Below are 15761 nucleotides of genomic sequence, written 5' to 3' on the forward strand. Positions count from 1 at the left end.
CCTGACCCTCGAAGAAGATCAGGATGATCAGAAGATCGCGAAGTGGGTCACCGTTCATCCGCCGATCAGCGGTCCGTTTTCACCCGTCGCCGAGAGGCTCAGTCTTCGGAGTGCCGTTGCCGTTCTTTTCCTCCTTTCCCTTCGTCGTACTTGCCCGACCACTCACCGCCCTTGTCGCCGCCGCGCTCCGGCCTGGGTGACGTCCTGGCGGACGGAGGGGCAGGCGATGGCGTCGATGCCGAGGTCCGACCGGCGGGTGCTGGTGCGATGTGGGTGGGTGAGGGAGAGGCCGGAGACGTAGGTGCCGTGGCGCCGGAATTGAGCGAGGCGCCGAGGGCCGTGGCCCCGGCGAACAGCGCGAGGCCGAAGCCGGCGAGAACGGCTTTGGAGGCCAGTTTGCGGCGACCGTTGGGGCGGGAGTGCGTGCCGACGCGGGATTCACCGGCGTGCGGGGCCGGAGACGATGGAATTGCCGTGGTGGGCATGAGGGTGGTGCCATCGAGCTCGGCCGGTCGTGGTGTCCCGCTCTGCGTGGCCAGCCAGGCGGCTGCCTGCTCGGCGGTGGGCCGGTGGGACGGGTCCTTCGCGAGCATATGCAGCACGTAGTCCGAGAGCGGCTGCGGTATGCCGGGGCGCAGACGGTCGGGCGGTGCCGGTGTGGCACCGACGTGCTGCTGGACCACGGCCAGTGACGTGGCTCCGCTGAACGGAGGCCGCCCGGTGAGCAGTTCGTACAGGACGCATCCGAGGGAGTAGACGTCGGACGCGGTCTGCGCGGGACGGCCCAACGCACGTTCCGGAGCCAGGTAGTCGGCAGTGCCGATGATCTTGCCTGTGGCGGTCAGGCCGCTGGCGGCCTGCTCGGCGAAGCGTGCGATGCCGAAGTCGGTGATCTTCACCGTGCGGTCGGTGGTCAACATCACGTTGGCGGGTTTGACGTCCCGGTGGACCACCCCCTGCTGGTGTGCCGCACAGAGGCCGGCAGCCGCCTGGGCCGCGATGGCTGCCGCCTCGGCCGGGGCCAGCGCGCCGCGCAGGGAGCGTTCCTGGGCCAGGTTCCAGCCGTCGACGAGTTCCATGACCAGGTGGGGCTGGTCATGGTGCGAGCCGAAGTCGTACAGGCCCACGACGTTGGGGTGGTTGAGCCGGGCCGCGATCTGCGCTTCCAGGCGGAATCGCTCGGCGTCCTCCGCCTCTGCGGCATGCAGCAGTTGGGAATGGTTGCGAGACCGACAACCGTGTGAAGGAATGCCCCTGAACTTCTTCATGACTTGGTCATGAAATACGCGAATACCGGCGGCCGGGGACTGCGACGGCACCCGAATCACACTCCTCCATTCCGTCCGGAAAATTGCCCTGGCGTACGAACATGCAGGCACGTGTCTATATAGGCGGACACATTCGGGACATCCCAGACGTCGGTGTAACGCTGCGGTGCATGCGGAACGCAGAAGTAGGGAGAAGCGGGGTACCGACCGGCGGAATCTGGGTGCCCTGGCGCGAGCGCGAAGACACGGCACTACGTCAGATCGGATATTCCTGTGAGAAACATCGACCCGGTTCCCGGATACCAGGCATACAACGAGCCGCCGGGTTCGGACCGCTCTCTGCACCGTCAGGCCACCACACGGCGTACGGCCATCACGATCTGCACGATCGCCGACATTGCGGCGGGCCTGCTGGGCCTGTGGATCCTGTTGTTCCTGCTCGACGCGAACCGCGGGAACGTGTTCGTCGAATTCGTGCGGGGCACGGCGGGCTGGCTGTCCTGGTGGTCACAGGACATTTTCACGATGGACACAGAGTGGCTGCGCGTTGTCCTCAACTACGGCCTACCGGCCGCCATCTATTTGCTGATCGGCCACGGGATCGCTGCGCGGCTCAACCGAGCCTGAGAGTGGACCGGCCGCTTTATCGATCGCCATGAGAGTGAGCCGACCATGACACACAGCTCAACGGAGAACGATCACCCGCCGATCTATGAGGACCTGATACGCGAGCGGGGTGACGTCGTCGCCGAAGCTCAACGCGCCGCGGAACACACAAACCACAAGGCAGCGCAATTGCTGCCCGGACGGGACGCGGGTCAGCAAGCCCGTCATTGGGACGGCAGCACCGGAGCCGCTGCGGCTGGTCAGCCGGAGTGGCGCGGGTCGCCGCCGTAGCGGTGAGCCTCGGCGCGGGTACGTCCGCATGTCCCTGTCCTCACCCAAGGCCCAAGCCGTGGCCCAGGCCGGCCGACGCCACGTCGAACCAGGAAGACCGGAAAACCGCAGATGGATTAATGTTCCTCATGCCGTCGGCACCTCAACGGCGCACTGGTGTACCCCGGGTGCGGCGCCTACGCCCCGGACATCGCCCCGCCCGCCGCCGACGGCCACAGCGGCTCGGCCCCCCGGCGATGACGAGCGCCGGACCGGCCACAAGGGCCCACCGGGGCCCTGCGGCCTCCGTCACGTGACAAGACAGCCTCCCGGATGGCGAGGCGGAGTCCAGCACTGCCATGGACGTGGCCCCGCGCGTCGCCGCCGATGCCGAGCCCCTGCCGCCCGCGCGGCAGGGGCGTGCGGCACGCCGTCGCCGACTGGCCCGCTGGAGGAAGAACAAGCGCCGGGCAGCGGTCGCGAGCGCTGTCGCACTCGTCGGAGGCGGCCTCAGCATCGCCATGATGGACCGGCACGCCACGGACCGGGTGCAGGCGGCCACGGCGCCGGACGACCCGAGGGCAGGTGCCGGGCAGGAGCAGACGCCCGAGCAGAACCGACCGGCTGCCGCACCGGGGACCGCTCAGCACATCCACCAGCCGTCACGCGCCGCTTCCCAGCCACAGCTTCCAATGACGACCAACGCGCCGCGGCAGCAGTCCCTCGCGGCACCGTCCCGCGCGACGTCACCCGTCGCCCGGCCGGACGCCGTAGCTCCTGGCCGCCCGGCCGCGACGGCGACCCCGCAGCCGCAGAGCACCGCCCCGGCCGCCAGCGACACGACCTCCGACCGCTCCGGTACGACGGCGCAACAGCAACCGGCGCCCGCGACAGGCGACGGCACGAAGCCGAACGCGTCCCAGACCACCAGCCCTTCACGGGCGTCGACGTCGCCGACGGAGGTCTGCCTGCTCGGGTTGTGCCTCGGCTGACCACGCCTGCACCCGGCCGTTCCCGGGCGGGACGAGGGAGCGGAGTTCGCGAGCCGTGTGTCAGCCCGTGAGCAACGGCCCCGGTCGACGGAAGGGAGAGGACGCAGAGCCCATGAGTCCCCGCTACGAATTCCAGGTCCTTCTGCACCGTAACCAAGCTGCACGGCAGCCGCGCAGGACATGCGGCTCCCGTACCCGACGACGCTTGCAGCGACTGAGGTCAGGAAGTTCCGGGCCGCAGTCGCACCGGCCTCGGGCCTCCACAGATCAGGGGCCGCGCAGCCATTGCTGCGCGGCCCCTGATCTGTGCCCCCGGCACGAGAGCAGGCGCCTTCGTCCGGGTCGGCGGCAGGGCCCGCACGGGCGGAGGCCACCGGACGCGGTGTGCGCGATCCCGCGGGCAGTTCTGCGAGGTCAGGCCAGGTTGATGTTCTCGGCCTGCGGACCCTTCTGGCCCTGGGTGATGTCGAACGTCACGGCCTGACCCTCCTGGAGCTCACGAAAGCCTGTGGAGTGGATCGCGGAGTAGTGCGCGAAGACATCCGGGCCGCCGCCGTCCTGGGCGATGAAACCGAAGCCCTTCTCCGCGTTGAACCACTTCACAGTACCCGTAGCCATGGTCGTGCCTTCCAGTCGATGAACGCCTCGCACTCCATGTGAGAGGCGGAGGTGATCGCCCTGGTCCCTGCGGCACAGCACAGCAAAACGCCCACACCAGAGGCGCGGGCAAGAGGGAATTCCGAACCACGACAGCTGACGCAGACGCTACACGCCCACACACCGCGTCACCACAGGAAACGATCACGCCGCACACCGAGACCGTGCGTGCGGTGCCCGCCGACGCTGACAGGCACGCTCATCTCATGCTGCTGCCGTTGGATTCGCTGATTCGGCGGCACGACGATATTCGGCGTTGAGGCGCTGGGCTTCCTCGAGCTGGTCTTCGAGGATGACGATCCGGCAGGCGGCCTCGATGGGGGTCCCGTGGTCGACGAGTTCCCGGGCGCGGGCGGCGATGCGCAACTGGTAGCGGGAGTAGCGGCGGTGGCCGCCTGCGGAGCGGAGTGGGGTGATGAGGCGGGCTTCGCCGATGGCGCGGAGGAAGCCCTGTGTGGTGCCGAGCATCTCGGCGGCCCGGCCCATGGTGTAGGCGGGGTAGTCGTCGTCATCGAGACGGCCGAACGTGTCGTCTGCTGTCATTGCACCTCTCTGTGGAACGCGTGGAGGGGCCCTGGCGCCGTACTGGCACCAGGGCCCCGAAGGAACTACTACACCATCTGCCAGCCCTGATACTGCACCGGCCATCTGTTTCCGCAGACCCGACCGAGATGCTGTCGGGGGCGCGGGGATCGCGGTTGCTTGACCGGAGACCACCTCACTATCGATGTCCTGCGGTACCCGGGTCCAAGACTTCCGCCCGGGCGATCCTGATGGCGCTCGGCTCCTCCGTTCTTCCCTCTTTGATCAACTACTCACTTACGGGAACTGCGTACTGCTGGTACTGCGAACTGCTGGTGGCCTCGAACAGCGCCACTCTTCGGCAGCCAGCCCCGTCGCCCATCCTGCGTCTGCCCTGGCTTAGAACCCCACTGCCGAACCTCCCGGTGCGCGCGCCCGCAGCCGACGCCTTCACCGAGGTACTGCTCACTGACTTCACTGCTGGGTACTGCGAACCTTCACTTACGGGTACTGCCACTGCGGTACTGCTCATGGCGGCCCCTGATCAGTGCGGGCCACCCGGTCCGGTCGTCAGTCCCGTCACCGTCCTGCAACCGCTCTGGCTTCGGAACTCCACCACCGCACCGCCCTGCAAACTGCAACTGCTGTACTACTGCCCGGCAGTTCATCTCTGCCGGGCCTCCCTCGATCTCGGCTACGAGAGAAACCATAGCCACACCACAACCCAATGTCTACTCCAGCCGGCATAGATTTCCGCGCGCTCGAAGATGAGGTAATCCGCCTCGACCGGTCTGCCTCGACCGGTCCATGGATGGTTCAAGCAGCTCCGAGGCTCAGTCCGGCGCCAGGAGTGACCGACCGCCGCACAGCACGTCGGGCTGAGCGTGATGTCGCCGACTGCGCCGCGGCTGCCGTCGGCGGGCACCGGACAACACTGGACATCTCTGGTTGGGTAGGCACGGGCAGGGCATGGGCGATCCAGAGACCAGGGTGACCCGATGATCACGATGATTGCCTGCGCAGCAGCCGTCGTTCCACAACGGCCGTTGCCGACGCACGCGATACGGCACGGGCCTTCCTCGAAGCTTTGCGGCAGCCGGCCTTGGCCCCTGACGCAGCGGACACTGTGGTCTTGGTCGTGTCCGAACTCGTCACCAATGCCCTGTGCCACGGCGGGGCCGCTGCACACTGGAACTGACTGCGCACCACGACGCCATCGAGGTGACCGTCCACGACGGCAGTCGGCATGCGCCGCGCACGCGCACCCCCGACCTGAACGGCGGCATCGGGGGCTTCGGCTGGCCCATGGTCAACCGCCTCGCCCACGCCACGACGGTCACCCGCCGGGCATCCGGCGGCAAGACCGTGAGCGCCTGCGTTGCCCGGTAGCGTCACCGCTCAAGCAGCCGGATGGCCGGTGAATATAATCTGCCTCGTGTCGAAGCCTGACAAACTGCTGGTTGACGTCGCCGCCCTGGTGGAGTCCGGCCAGAGCAACCAGATGTCCCTGACCGTGGTCACCGGTGGTGCTGTCATCACCGGTCGGCTGGCTCCCGAAGCAGTGTGGCGACAGAGGGTCTCGGAGGTACTGACGGACTCGGACCGCTTGGGCGAGTTCGCCGCCGTCTTCGACACCCCTGCGAAGAAGGACGGGCCGCCCACGCATCTGCACTTCCATGTCGCCCGGATCCTGCAGGGCACGGTCGGGATCCCGGAGACGGGCGGGATGTACCGGGTTGCGATCGAGGACGTCAGCGCCTGGACCGTGGGCGACTTCAGCTATTCCGACCGCTGAACAATCACTGCGACGGCAACCCGCTGACCAGCAGTGTGGGCCCGACCGGTTACCGGTCGGGCCCACACTGCTGGTCAGGTGTCGGCTCGTGCCTGTTTACCCGGTCAGACCGTGACGGGGGTGCCGAGCATCGCGGAGGCGTGCTGCAGCGAGCCGCGGATGCCCAGAGGCGCGGCCTTGGGGAGCGCGCGGCAGGTGAAGCCGAGCTGAGCCATGGCCCGGAGGACTTCGGCGGCGCTGAAGTCACGGCGGTCCTGGCGGGTGATGACCTGGCCGACCTGCTTGACGGGATAGTGACGACGGCCGATGGTCACGGATTCGCCGGTGACCGGTTCGGGCTTGATGCCCTTCATCGATTCCAGCACGCCCCCCTTGGTGAGCTCGAAGGGGAAGCGGGCGATGACGCAGCGCATGTGGCCTCACAAGGAGAAGGGGAGAACGGTCCGACCAGGGGTGAGGCGTTTCAGCGGGAGAGGGCGAGGATGCCCGGGGCGCTGCCTTGCTCGTCGACGACCGGCAGGGCACCGAGCCGACGGGTGCGGATCGCGTGCTCGGCTTCGGCCATCGTGGTCGCAGGTGAGGTGAACGAGCCGTGGTCGCCGAGGATGTCGCGCAGGCGGACGCGGTCCGTGTAGTAGGAGCTGTCGCGGACTGCGGTGAGGTCGATTCGGGTCACCAGGCCAATGCGCTGGTCGTCCTGGTCGCAGACGGCCAGTCGGCCCGTGCGGGCGGCGGCCATGACGGCCAGCGCCACCTCGACGCTCATATCGTCACAGACCTGCGGTCCGGCCGCGTCCATGACCTCAGCCACCGTCCTGCGCGGGGGGTTGGCGTCCGCCGGGCGGGCTTGCGTCTGAACCAGCGTCAAAAGATGCCTCCTGCAGAGACGGGCCGACTTCCTGATCACGAAGGTTCTAGGCCGCCGCGTCGAAGACGGACTTGTGTACGGGGGTGCGCCGGGTCGCCGAAGCGGGGCGGCGTCGGCCTCGGGAGGAGGAACTGCGCTTGGGGCGTTCGACCACCGGAGCGGTGATGACGACCGGGATGCCGGACGGGGCCTGGGCACCGGTGATCCGGCTCAGGGCCTCGTCGCCCGAGCGGATCTGGGTGGTCTGTGGCCGGATTCCGGCGTCCGACATGAGGCGGACCATGCCGCGGCGCTGGTTCGGTGTGACGAGGGTGACGACACTGCCGGACTCGCCGGCGCGGGCGGTACGGCCGCCGCGGTGGAGGTAGTCCTTGTGGTCGGTCGGCGGATCGACGTTGACGACGAGGTCGAGGTTGTCGACGTGGATGCCGCGCGCCGCGACGTTGGTCGCCACCAGCACGGTGACGTGCCCCGTCTTGAACTGCGCCAGCGTGCGGGTGCGCTGCGGCTGCGACTTGCCGCCGTGAAGCGCGGCAGCCCGTACCCCGCTGTTGAGCAGGTCCTGGGTCAGCCGGTCGACGGCGTGCTTGGTGTCCAGGAACATGATCACGCGGCCGTCGCGGGCGGCGATCTCGGTCGTGGCGGCGTGCTTGTCGGCGCCGTGGACGTGCAGGACGTGGTGCTCCATCGTCGTGACCGCACCGGCCGACGGGTCGACCGAATGCACGACGGGGTCGGTCAGATAGCGGCGCACCAGCAGGTCGACGTTACGGTCCAAGGTGGCGGAGAACAGCATCCGCTGCCCCTCCGGACGCACCTGGTCGAGCAGCGCGGTGACCTGCGGCATGAAACCCATGTCAGCCATCTGGTCGGCCTCGTCCAGGACCGTGATGCCCACGTGGTTCAGCCGGCAGTCGCCACGGTCGATGAGGTCCTTGAGCCGTCCGGGCGTCGCGACGACGACCTCGGCCCCGCCGCGCAGCGCGCCGGCCTGCCGGCCGATCGACATCCCGCCCACCACCGTGGCCAGCCGCAGCTTGTCGGAACAGGCGTACGGCGTGAGCGCGTCGGTCACCTGCTGCGCCAGCTCACGCGTCGGTACGAGGATCAATCCCAGCGGCTGGCGGGGCTCAGCACGCTGTCCAGCGGTGCGGGCGAGCAGAGCGAGGCCGAAGGCGAGGGTCTTGCCGGAACCGGTGCGCCCGCGGCCCAGGACGTCACGTCCCGCCAGGGAGTTCGGCAGCGTCGCTCCCTGGATCGGGAACGGTGCGGTCACCCCCTGCCTGCCGAGTTCGGCCAGCAGCTGCTCGGGCATGTCGAGATCGGCGAACGCCTCGACGGCGGGCAGCGCGGGAGTGATCGTCCTGGGCAGCGCGAACTCCCCCTGCACTGCGGCGGGCCGGCGGCCGTAACCGCCGGAACGGGCGGCCCCGCCGGAACGGCGCGGTGCCTGCGAGCCGAAGCGGCTGGCGCCCTTTCCGGCGTCGGAACTGCTATTACGGGAGCGGGCGGAGCGGTCGTTCGTAAGCGTGCGGTTCATGCGGAACCTTCCTCGATGTGGCACATATCAAGGAATCCCCGCAGCAATGAGCGGCATGGAGAATTACATGTATGAACCGATGGCAAAATAAAGCAGAGCTGGCCGGCGGAAATCTCCGGGGCACAGATACTGAAACGGGTGACGCGATGAGGACCTTGAGATCCGGGTCGACTGCGGCGCAGCTCTTCAGGATGGGACTGCATCCTGAAGGAGGAACCCCGCGTCGCAGGACCGCGGATTCCTCCGCGTCGTCCGCGGGTGAAACCCGCTGCGGAGATCGTGCAGTTGAGGCCCGCACCCCGAAGGATGCGGGCCCCAGCTACAAGATGCGCGTCAGCGTCAGGCCGGAACGATGTTCTCGGCCGTCGGGCCCTTCTGGCCCTGCGCGATGTCGAAGGTCACCTTCTGGCCTTCGCGCAACTCACGGAAGCCCTGCGCGGCAATGTTCGAGTAGTGGGCGAACACGTCAGCGCCGCCACCGTCCTGCTCGATGAAGCCGAAGCCCTTTTCCGCGTTGAACCACTTCACAGTGCCAGCGGCCATGTCATATCTCCTTTGGGGCAATACCCGGAATCCGCACTGCGCGAACGCCGTGTCGCCGCGATGATTACCCCGCCCGGAAAGTGACCGGAAATACAAAAGTGCTCCCACCGGCAGGAGCCGAGCGGGGGCACTTGAAGTTCTGGTAACCACAACTGCAACTGAGCTCGACAGTAGCATGCCGGAACGGCCTGCGCACGTTACTTAATGCCACTCAGTTTATCGCGGCAAAAACTCTCACTGCATGGTCCGTCAAACTCTCACCTCACGGGAACAGATATTGATTCGCTAGCCTGCAGTATTCCGGGAAGAGCGGGCAGGCTCCCCTATGGACCAGCTCGCCGAGACCGTGCAGGAAGCAGGTCTCCGAGGAGACGCCGCCGAACGCGAGCGACCGGCTCGGCGCCGGCGAGCCCGTGCGTGGTCGGCGGTGATGTGTTGAGCCAGTGATCACCGCAGCAGCCTTGATGGAGTCGTGCTGTGCCCCTATGACGGGGGGGCATGGCTGTGTGGGTCTGACCAGGTGGAAGACTTCCGGGCAGCGTAGCGTTTGAGGCATCGGACGATTTCGGGTCGGGTCTTGCCCTCCTTGATGCGGCGTTCGTAGTAGCCCTGGGTGCGCGGGTCGACGCGCAGGCGGGTCTGCACGATCCGTGCAGGGCGGCGTTGGCCTGCCGGTCGCCGCCACGGTTGAGGCGACGATACTGCCGACTCCCCGAGGAACGCTCGACAGGGCTGACCCCGCACAGCGCGGCGAAGGACGCCTCACTGCCCAGGCGTTCCGGGTTCCGTTCCCCCCTCGTGATCAGCAAAGTGACGGCCGTGTCCGGACCGATACCCACCACCGTGAGCAGCTGCGGCGCGTGGTGTTCCACGATCCGGGCCAGTCGGTCTTCCAGATCCCGGATTTGTTCGGTGAGCTGTCCGATGCGCTGGCCCAGCAGGCACAGGGTGATGCGGGTGGCCTGCAGCACCGCTTCTTCCCCGTTCCCGTCACTCTTGTTGTCGTCGGCGAACCGTGCGCAGGTACGGAAGAGTTCTGCATTGCCCAGCCCGGCCAGTTCTTCCCGCAGGTTCGGGTCGGCACTGCCCGCAGAACATGCTCAAGCCCAGCCCATAGAGCACCCTGAATCCGACTCTGGCCGACCACAACGGATCGCGAAGGTCGCCATCACGTTCAACCTCGCTTCTTCAGCGGCCGTGAATGCATGCCCGGGCCGTCCACCGGCGTGATCCGATCGTCCCGGGGCACCCACTGCGCATGTCCCGCTCCGTCGGGGAGAAGAGGTCATGCAGGCAATGGATCACCCCGTCCCGCTCTCCGGGTAACGTCAACGTATGAGTCATCCGCACCCCGAGCTCAAAGCCGCCCCGCCCCTTCCCGCAGAAGGGTTGCGGGTCGTCGCCCTGGGCGGTCTGGGTGAGATCGGCCGCAACATGACCGTCTTCGAGCATGCGAGCAAGCTGCTCATCGTCGACTGCGGCGTGCTGTTCCCCGAGGAGACCCAGCCCGGCGTGGACGTGATCCTGCCGGACTTCACCTCGCTCCGGGACCGGCTGGACGACATCGTCGCCGTGGTACTCACCCACGGCCACGAGGACCACATCGGCGGCGTGCCGTACCTGCTGCGCGAGCGGTCCGACATTCCCGTCGTCGGCTCCAAGCTGACGCTGGCGTTCCTGGACGCCAAGCTCAAGGAACACGGCATCCGCCCGCGCACGGTGCGGGTGCGGGAGGGCGACCGGCGCGGCTTCGGGCCCTTCGACTGCGAGTTCGTGGCGGTCAACCACTCCATCCCGGACAGCCTCGCGGTCGCGATCCGCACCCGGGCCGGGATGGTGCTGCACACCGGCGACTTCAAGATGGACCAGTTCCCTCTCGACGACCGCATCACTGATCTACGCGCCTTCGCCCGCCTCGGCGAGGAGGGCGTGGACCTGTTCCTCACCGACTCCACCAACGCCGAAGTACCCGGCTTCACCACCTCCGAGCGTGAGCTGAATCCGGCGATCGAGCAGGTGATGCGCACCGCGCCGCGCCGGGTCATCGTCTCCAGCTTCGCCAGCCATGTGCACCGCATCCAGCAGGTCCTGGACGCCGCCCACCAGCACGGCCGCAAGGTCGCCTTCGTCGGCCGGTCGATGGTCCGCAACATGGGCATCGCCCGCGACCTGGGCTACCTGAAGGTCCCCTCCGGTCTGGTCGTGAGCACGAAGGAGCTGGAGAAGCTCCCGGACCACAAGATCACTCTGGTGAGCACCGGCTCCCAGGGCGAACCGATGGCCGCGCTGTCACGGATGGCCAACCGCGACCACATGATCCGCATCGGCAAGGGCGACACCGTCCTGCTCGCCAGCTCCCTCATCCCCGGCAACGAGAACGCCATCTACCGGGTGATCAACGGACTCACCCGGTTCGGCGCCCACGTGGTCCACAAGGGCAACGCCAAGGTGCACGTCTCCGGGCACGCCAGCGCCGGCGAACTCGTCTACTGCTACAACATCGTCAAACCCCGCAACGTCATGCCCGTGCACGGCGAATGGCGCCACCTGCGAGCCAACGGCGACCTCGCCATCCGTACCGGCGTCGACCCCGACCGGGTCGTCATCGCCGAGGACGGCGTCGTCGTCGACCTCGTCGACGGGCGCGCATCCATCACCGGCAAGGTCCCCGCCGGCAACGTCTACGTGGACGGCATGGAAGTCGGCGGCGCCACCGAAGCGTCCCTCAAGGACCGCCTCACCCTCGCCGCCGAAGGCGTGGTCACGGTGGTGGCGATCGTCGACGCAGACACCGGCGCCCTCGCCGAGGCCCCCGACTTCCTGGCCCGCGGCTTCGTCCACGACGACACCACCTTCGAGCCGGTTATCCCCGTCATCGAGAAGACCCTGGCCACCGCGGCCGAGGAAGGCGTCGGAGACGCGCGCCAACTCGAACAACTCCTCGCCCGCGCCGTGGCGAACTGGGCGTTCCGCACCCACCGCCGCAAGCCCCTCATCATCCCCGTCATCATCGACGCCTGAGCCACAGCCCGGCAGCACGGTCCCCGGTTCCGCGGCCCGCGGGCATCAAGGTCGGGTACGGGAGTCAGCAGCCACCCCGGGAGGCCGGGGTGGCAACGCGCTCCACATGATGAGTCATCGGGAACACGTCCCGAGGACTGGAGGCGCGAAAGCCCCGCAGTTCACCCGGGGTTGTCCCACCTTGGGGACGGTCTCTGAAGTAGTGGCGGCATCAGCCTGAACAGGTGGAATCCGGACTACCGCAGCGCGTCACTGGGCTACTGCTTCGACGATGCAGCGTGGGGCCACGGCTACGCGACCGAGGCCGCGCGCGCTCTGCTGCGGTGGGCATTCGACACGCTGGACCTAAATCGCGTCCAAGCTGAGACCGATACGCGCAACGTGGCTTCTGCCCGCGTGCTGGAGAAGCTCGGCTTCGTGCGTGAAGGGACGTTGCGGGAAGACTGCGTCGTCAACGGCGAGGTCTCTGACTCGTGGGAGCCCGGCGGCACGGGCCTCGAACTGCATGTGCGTGACGAGCAGCCGTCCAATACCCCGTCCTTGCGCGAGATGAACACCGCGGCGATGACCAGGTTCTGCACGACCAGGTGGCGGGCCCGGCGCGGTGGCGCTGGACAAGCTCCCCCGTCCGACTGCTGTCCGTTGCCGAGGGCGCGCACACTGCCGTCGTCGCCGAGTTGGAGGACGGCGGGCGTACCGCGATCCTGGTGGTGGCCGACGGCACGCCGGCCGGGGTTCTGGGCATCGCCGACCAGCTGCGGCCGGACGCCGCCGCCACCGTCGCATCGCTCACGCCGTCACCCACGACCAGGACCTTGCGGCCGGCTCGCGGGCTGCCAGGACTTCGTGTCGGCCCAGGAGTTGTACGGCCTTCTGGTGGTCGGCGACCACGCGATCGGCCTGACCACCGTGTACCGCGCCCTGCGCGAGCAGGAGGCGGACGGCGGTGTGGACGTCGTACGCGACGAGACCGGCGGGAGGCTCTACCACCGACGACCTGCTGCGCTGGGCGCAGGCGGGCGGACCCGGCATCGCCGAACCACCGCCAGCCCTGGCGCTCCAGCTCATCCGCCCGCCGCGCGAGGCCCGCGCCCGTGCACGCCGATGACCTCGACGCCGGCGGCCGCGACATCCTCGCGGCCGCCCGGCTCGACGAGGCCACCGCCGCCTCCGTCGCCACGACGCTCCAGGCCCTCGCCACACCGTCCCGCCTGCTGATCCTCACCACCCTGCGGCAACGCCCGTACCCGTCTGCGAACTCGCCGCCGCCATCGGCATGGAACAGTCCGCCGTCTCCCACCAACTGCGCCTGTTGCGCGCCCTCGGCCTGGTCACCGGCCGCCGCGACGGCCGGCGCATCGTCTACAGCCTCTACGACGACCATGTCGCCCAACTCCTCGACCAGGCCGTCCACCATATCGAGCACCTGCGCCTCGGCGTGCGCGACCAGCCCGTCAGTTGAGGTGGGCGACCTGCTGGGGCGCCGGGGCGGCGCGGAGCCGCTCCGGCAATGTGCCGTCGGCGGGCATTCCAGCCCGCAGCCAGGTCCCCACCGCCTCGGCGTCGGCTTCCGTCACCAGCGGGCCGAGGCGTACGACGGCCCCAGTGGGCCTGCGGTCCACCCCGCACGGCTGCACGGCGGCGTGCAGCCCGCAGCCCCTGCGGCAGTGCAGCACCCTCTCGAGGCAACCGGTGGAGACCATCACCCCGTGCGGGCACTCCCGGACCGCACGGCGTAGCCCGTCCATCGCCCGCCCCCTCGCGGCGGCACGGCATGAGCCGCAGACCACGAGGGTGAAAGGGCGGCTCTGACGGCCGTCTGCGGTATCGCTCATCTCCGCGTCTCCTCCGTATGGGTGAAAGGGATCCCCTGTTTGCCGCCGGGGGAACCCCAACACGCCGTATCGATCAGCAAGTTGAGGCACTGGTGATTTGACAGCACCCAGCCGCACCACCAGCCTATGCTCATGACATCCATTTTCAATACAGGGAGTGGCTAGCCATGCGTGTTGCCTTCGTCGGCAAGGGCGGCAGCGGCAAGACGACCCTGTCGGCCCTCTTCTCCCGTCACCTGGCGCACTGGGGGGCGCCGGTCGTCGCGATCGACGGCGACATCAACCAGCACCTGGCCTACGCCCTCGGCCTCGACGAGGAGGAGGTCTTCACCGCGCCGCCGCTCAGCGCGCGCACCGGTGAGATCAAGGACTGCCTGAGGGGCACGAACCCACGGATCCCGTCGCGCGAGGCGATGGTCAAGACGACACCGCCCGGACGCGGCTCCCGGCTGCTGCGGCTGCTCGGTGACGATGAGATCCACAGCCACCACGTCCAGGAGGTCGGCGGCGTACCGCTCATGGTGACCGGTGCCTTCGACGACGGCGATCTCGGCGTGGCGTGCTACCACTCCAAGCTCGGCGCGGTCGAGTTGTACCTGAACCATCTCGTGGACGGCCCCGGCGAGTACGTCGTCGTCGACATGACCGCCGGCGCCGACGCCTTCGCCTCCGGGCTGTTCACCCGCTTCGACATGACCTTCCTGGTCGTGGAACCGACCCGCAAGAGCGTCTCCGTGTACCGCCAGTACCGGGACCACGCGGCCGAGTTCGGCATCCCCATCGCCGTCGTCGGCAACAAGGTCACCGGCGAGGACGACCTGCTCTTCCTCAAGGAGCACGTCGGCGACGATCTGCTGGCGCACTTCGCGCAGTCCTCCTATGTACGCGCCCAGGAACAGGGCCGCGGCCATGGCGAGCTGGAGCCGCACAACACCCGCACCCTGGACCTGCTGCGCGCGGCCCTGGACGCCCGCCCCAAGGACTGGGCGGCCTTCCAGAAGCACGCCGTGGAGTTCCACCTGCGCAACGCCGCCGCCTGGGCCAACGAGGCCACCGGCCAGGACCTCGCCGCCCAGGTCGACCCGGACTTCCATCACGGCCCCGCAGCCCTGACCGTCTCCGCCTGATTCGTAAATAGATCGCGTCCAAGGTCGAGAACCCCGATCCGCCTTCGATTTACAGGCCAACAGGGTGGGGCTTGGCCTCCGGACTACTGACCCCATCCCCTCCACCAAAAGAACCACAGAACAGGACAGCCCTTCATGTCACTCGACGTCTCCCCGCAACTGCTCGCCGAAGCCGAGAACGGCGAGGTACGGGAGCAGGACTTCATGGAAACGGTGCGCACCTCCCTGCCGTACGCCTACGACCTCATCGCCCGCCTCGCCGAGGAACTGCGGTCCGGCACGGCGGAGTTCGCCGACAACCAGACCCCGCCGCCCTCCGAGAAGGAGCGCGGCCAGCTCCTGCGCGCCCTGTCCAGCGACGCCATCCGCTCCAGCCTGGAACGCCACTTCGGCATCGCCCTCGCCTTCCAGAACTGCCACCGCGTCGCCGCCTTCCACCCCGAGGCACGCGGCGGCGAGACCCACATCCGCTTCACCTCGCTCCGGGCGCAGATCCTCAACCAGTCACCGGAGTTCCGGGACTGCTGAACCACTGCCGGTCGCGACCGCCGACTGCCGGAACCGGCGTTCGACAGTCAGGCCGGCCACTTCGTCCCCTCGGCGGCCGCCGTCCACCAGGACACCCGGTCCTCGTGAGCGACGGCCGCCAACGCTTGCCCCGGCGGCATCCGCCGCACCCCCTACGTGCGCAGCCCCCGAGCAGTCGTACGCACGGTC

Annotated in this window: 16 protein-coding genes and 3 pseudogenes; 9 read left to right on the forward strand and 10 right to left on the reverse strand. The window is 68.4% G+C overall.

What is annotated here, in order from left to right; genetic code table 11:
* Positions 1-98: 98 nt before the first annotated feature.
* Positions 99-1268, reverse strand: coding sequence for a protein kinase domain-containing protein (locus ACZ3TS_RS34640; protein WP_467625772.1), 1170 nt, complete (start codon positions 1266-1268; stop codon positions 99-101).
* A 273-nt stretch (positions 1269-1541) separates the two neighbouring features.
* Between ACZ3TS_RS34640 and ACZ3TS_RS34645 the strand changes: the two genes are divergently transcribed.
* The gene (locus ACZ3TS_RS34645; protein ID WP_467625773.1) at positions 1542-1895 is read left to right on the forward strand and encodes a hypothetical protein; all 354 of its coding nucleotides are present in this window, start codon (positions 1542-1544) and stop codon (positions 1893-1895) included.
* A 608-nt stretch (positions 1896-2503) separates the two neighbouring features.
* Positions 2504-3136 carry an SCO2400 family protein gene (locus tag ACZ3TS_RS34650; RefSeq protein ID WP_467625774.1) on the forward strand — a complete coding sequence of 211 codons (633 nt, stop codon included), beginning with the start codon at positions 2504-2506 and terminating at the stop codon, positions 3134-3136.
* Between the two features lie 414 nt (positions 3137-3550).
* Here the strand turns inward: ACZ3TS_RS34650 and ACZ3TS_RS34655 are convergent, their stop codons facing one another.
* Together ACZ3TS_RS34655 and ACZ3TS_RS34660 are read right to left on the reverse strand one after the other, a co-directional pair.
* A complete protein-coding gene (locus ACZ3TS_RS34655; RefSeq protein ID WP_467625775.1) occupies positions 3551-3754 on the reverse strand; it encodes a cold-shock protein in 204 nt (67 codons plus the stop codon).
* Positions 3755-3997: 243 nt separating this feature from the next.
* Positions 3998-4336 carry a MerR family transcriptional regulator gene (locus ACZ3TS_RS34660; protein ID WP_031144137.1) on the reverse strand — a complete coding sequence of 113 codons (339 nt, stop codon included), beginning with the start codon at positions 4334-4336 and terminating at the stop codon, positions 3998-4000.
* Positions 4337-5330: 994 nt separating this feature from the next.
* Between ACZ3TS_RS34660 and ACZ3TS_RS34665 the strand changes: the two are divergent.
* A pseudogene (locus ACZ3TS_RS34665) lies at positions 5331-5704 on the forward strand (ATP-binding protein).
* A gap of 46 nt (positions 5705-5750) precedes the next feature.
* Positions 5751-6110: a hypothetical protein gene (locus ACZ3TS_RS34670; protein ID WP_467625777.1), complete on the forward strand. Its 360-nt coding sequence runs from the start codon at positions 5751-5753 to the stop codon at positions 6108-6110.
* Positions 6111-6214: 104 nt separating this feature from the next.
* On the opposite strand, the gene ACZ3TS_RS34675 is transcribed toward ACZ3TS_RS34670, so the two are convergent.
* From ACZ3TS_RS34675 to ACZ3TS_RS34695, 5 genes are all read right to left on the reverse strand, one after another.
* Positions 6215-6523 carry an SCO5918 family protein gene (locus tag ACZ3TS_RS34675; RefSeq protein ID WP_467625778.1) on the reverse strand — a complete coding sequence of 103 codons (309 nt, stop codon included), beginning with the start codon at positions 6521-6523 and terminating at the stop codon, positions 6215-6217.
* A 50-nt stretch (positions 6524-6573) separates the two neighbouring features.
* Positions 6574-6978 carry a CBS domain-containing protein gene (locus ACZ3TS_RS34680; RefSeq protein ID WP_467625779.1) on the reverse strand — a complete coding sequence of 135 codons (405 nt, stop codon included), beginning with the start codon at positions 6976-6978 and terminating at the stop codon, positions 6574-6576.
* A 46-nt stretch (positions 6979-7024) separates the two neighbouring features.
* Entirely contained in the window at positions 7025-8518 is a 1494-nt protein-coding gene (locus tag ACZ3TS_RS34685) for a DEAD/DEAH box helicase (protein ID WP_467625781.1), read from the reverse strand.
* 339 nt (positions 8519-8857) lie between these two features.
* A complete protein-coding gene (locus ACZ3TS_RS34690; RefSeq protein WP_467625782.1) occupies positions 8858-9061 on the reverse strand; it encodes a cold-shock protein in 204 nt (67 codons plus the stop codon).
* A gap of 323 nt (positions 9062-9384) precedes the next feature.
* Positions 9385-10032 carry a transposase gene (locus ACZ3TS_RS34695; protein ID WP_467625783.1) on the reverse strand — a complete coding sequence of 216 codons (648 nt, stop codon included), beginning with the start codon at positions 10030-10032 and terminating at the stop codon, positions 9385-9387.
* Positions 10033-10396: 364 nt separating this feature from the next.
* Here ACZ3TS_RS34695 and ACZ3TS_RS34700 point away from each other — a divergent pair, with 364 nt between their 5' ends.
* Positions 10397-12082, forward strand: coding sequence for a ribonuclease J (locus ACZ3TS_RS34700; protein WP_467625784.1), 1686 nt, complete (start codon positions 10397-10399; stop codon positions 12080-12082).
* 216 nt (positions 12083-12298) lie between these two features.
* Positions 12299-12610, forward strand: a pseudogene (locus ACZ3TS_RS34705) (GNAT family N-acetyltransferase); the annotation flags it as partial.
* Positions 12611-12871: 261 nt separating this feature from the next.
* Here ACZ3TS_RS34705 and ACZ3TS_RS34710 read toward each other — a convergent pair.
* Positions 12872-13072, reverse strand: a complete 201-nt coding sequence (locus tag ACZ3TS_RS34710; protein ID WP_467625785.1) for a hypothetical protein — start codon at positions 13070-13072, stop codon at positions 12872-12874.
* A 104-nt stretch (positions 13073-13176) separates the two neighbouring features.
* Here ACZ3TS_RS34710 and ACZ3TS_RS34715 point away from each other — a divergent pair.
* Positions 13177-13544, forward strand: a pseudogene (locus ACZ3TS_RS34715) (ArsR/SmtB family transcription factor).
* On the opposite strand, the gene ACZ3TS_RS34720 reads toward ACZ3TS_RS34715, so the two are convergent.
* Positions 13537-13917, reverse strand: a complete 381-nt coding sequence (locus tag ACZ3TS_RS34720) for a hypothetical protein (RefSeq protein WP_467625786.1) — start codon at positions 13915-13917, stop codon at positions 13537-13539. The pseudogene ACZ3TS_RS34715 and the gene ACZ3TS_RS34720 overlap by 8 nt on opposite strands.
* Positions 13918-14084: 167 nt before the next feature.
* Between ACZ3TS_RS34720 and ACZ3TS_RS34725 the strand changes: the two genes are divergently transcribed.
* Positions 14085-15044, forward strand: a complete 960-nt coding sequence (locus ACZ3TS_RS34725) for an ATP-binding protein (protein WP_467625787.1) — start codon at positions 14085-14087, stop codon at positions 15042-15044.
* A 135-nt stretch (positions 15045-15179) separates the two neighbouring features.
* Entirely contained in the window at positions 15180-15572 is a 393-nt protein-coding gene (locus ACZ3TS_RS34730; RefSeq protein ID WP_467625789.1) for an SCO5389 family protein, read from the forward strand.
* Positions 15573-15761: the final 189 nt, after the last annotated feature.

This window comes from Streptomyces sp. NPDC022910 (assembly GCF_055561075.1).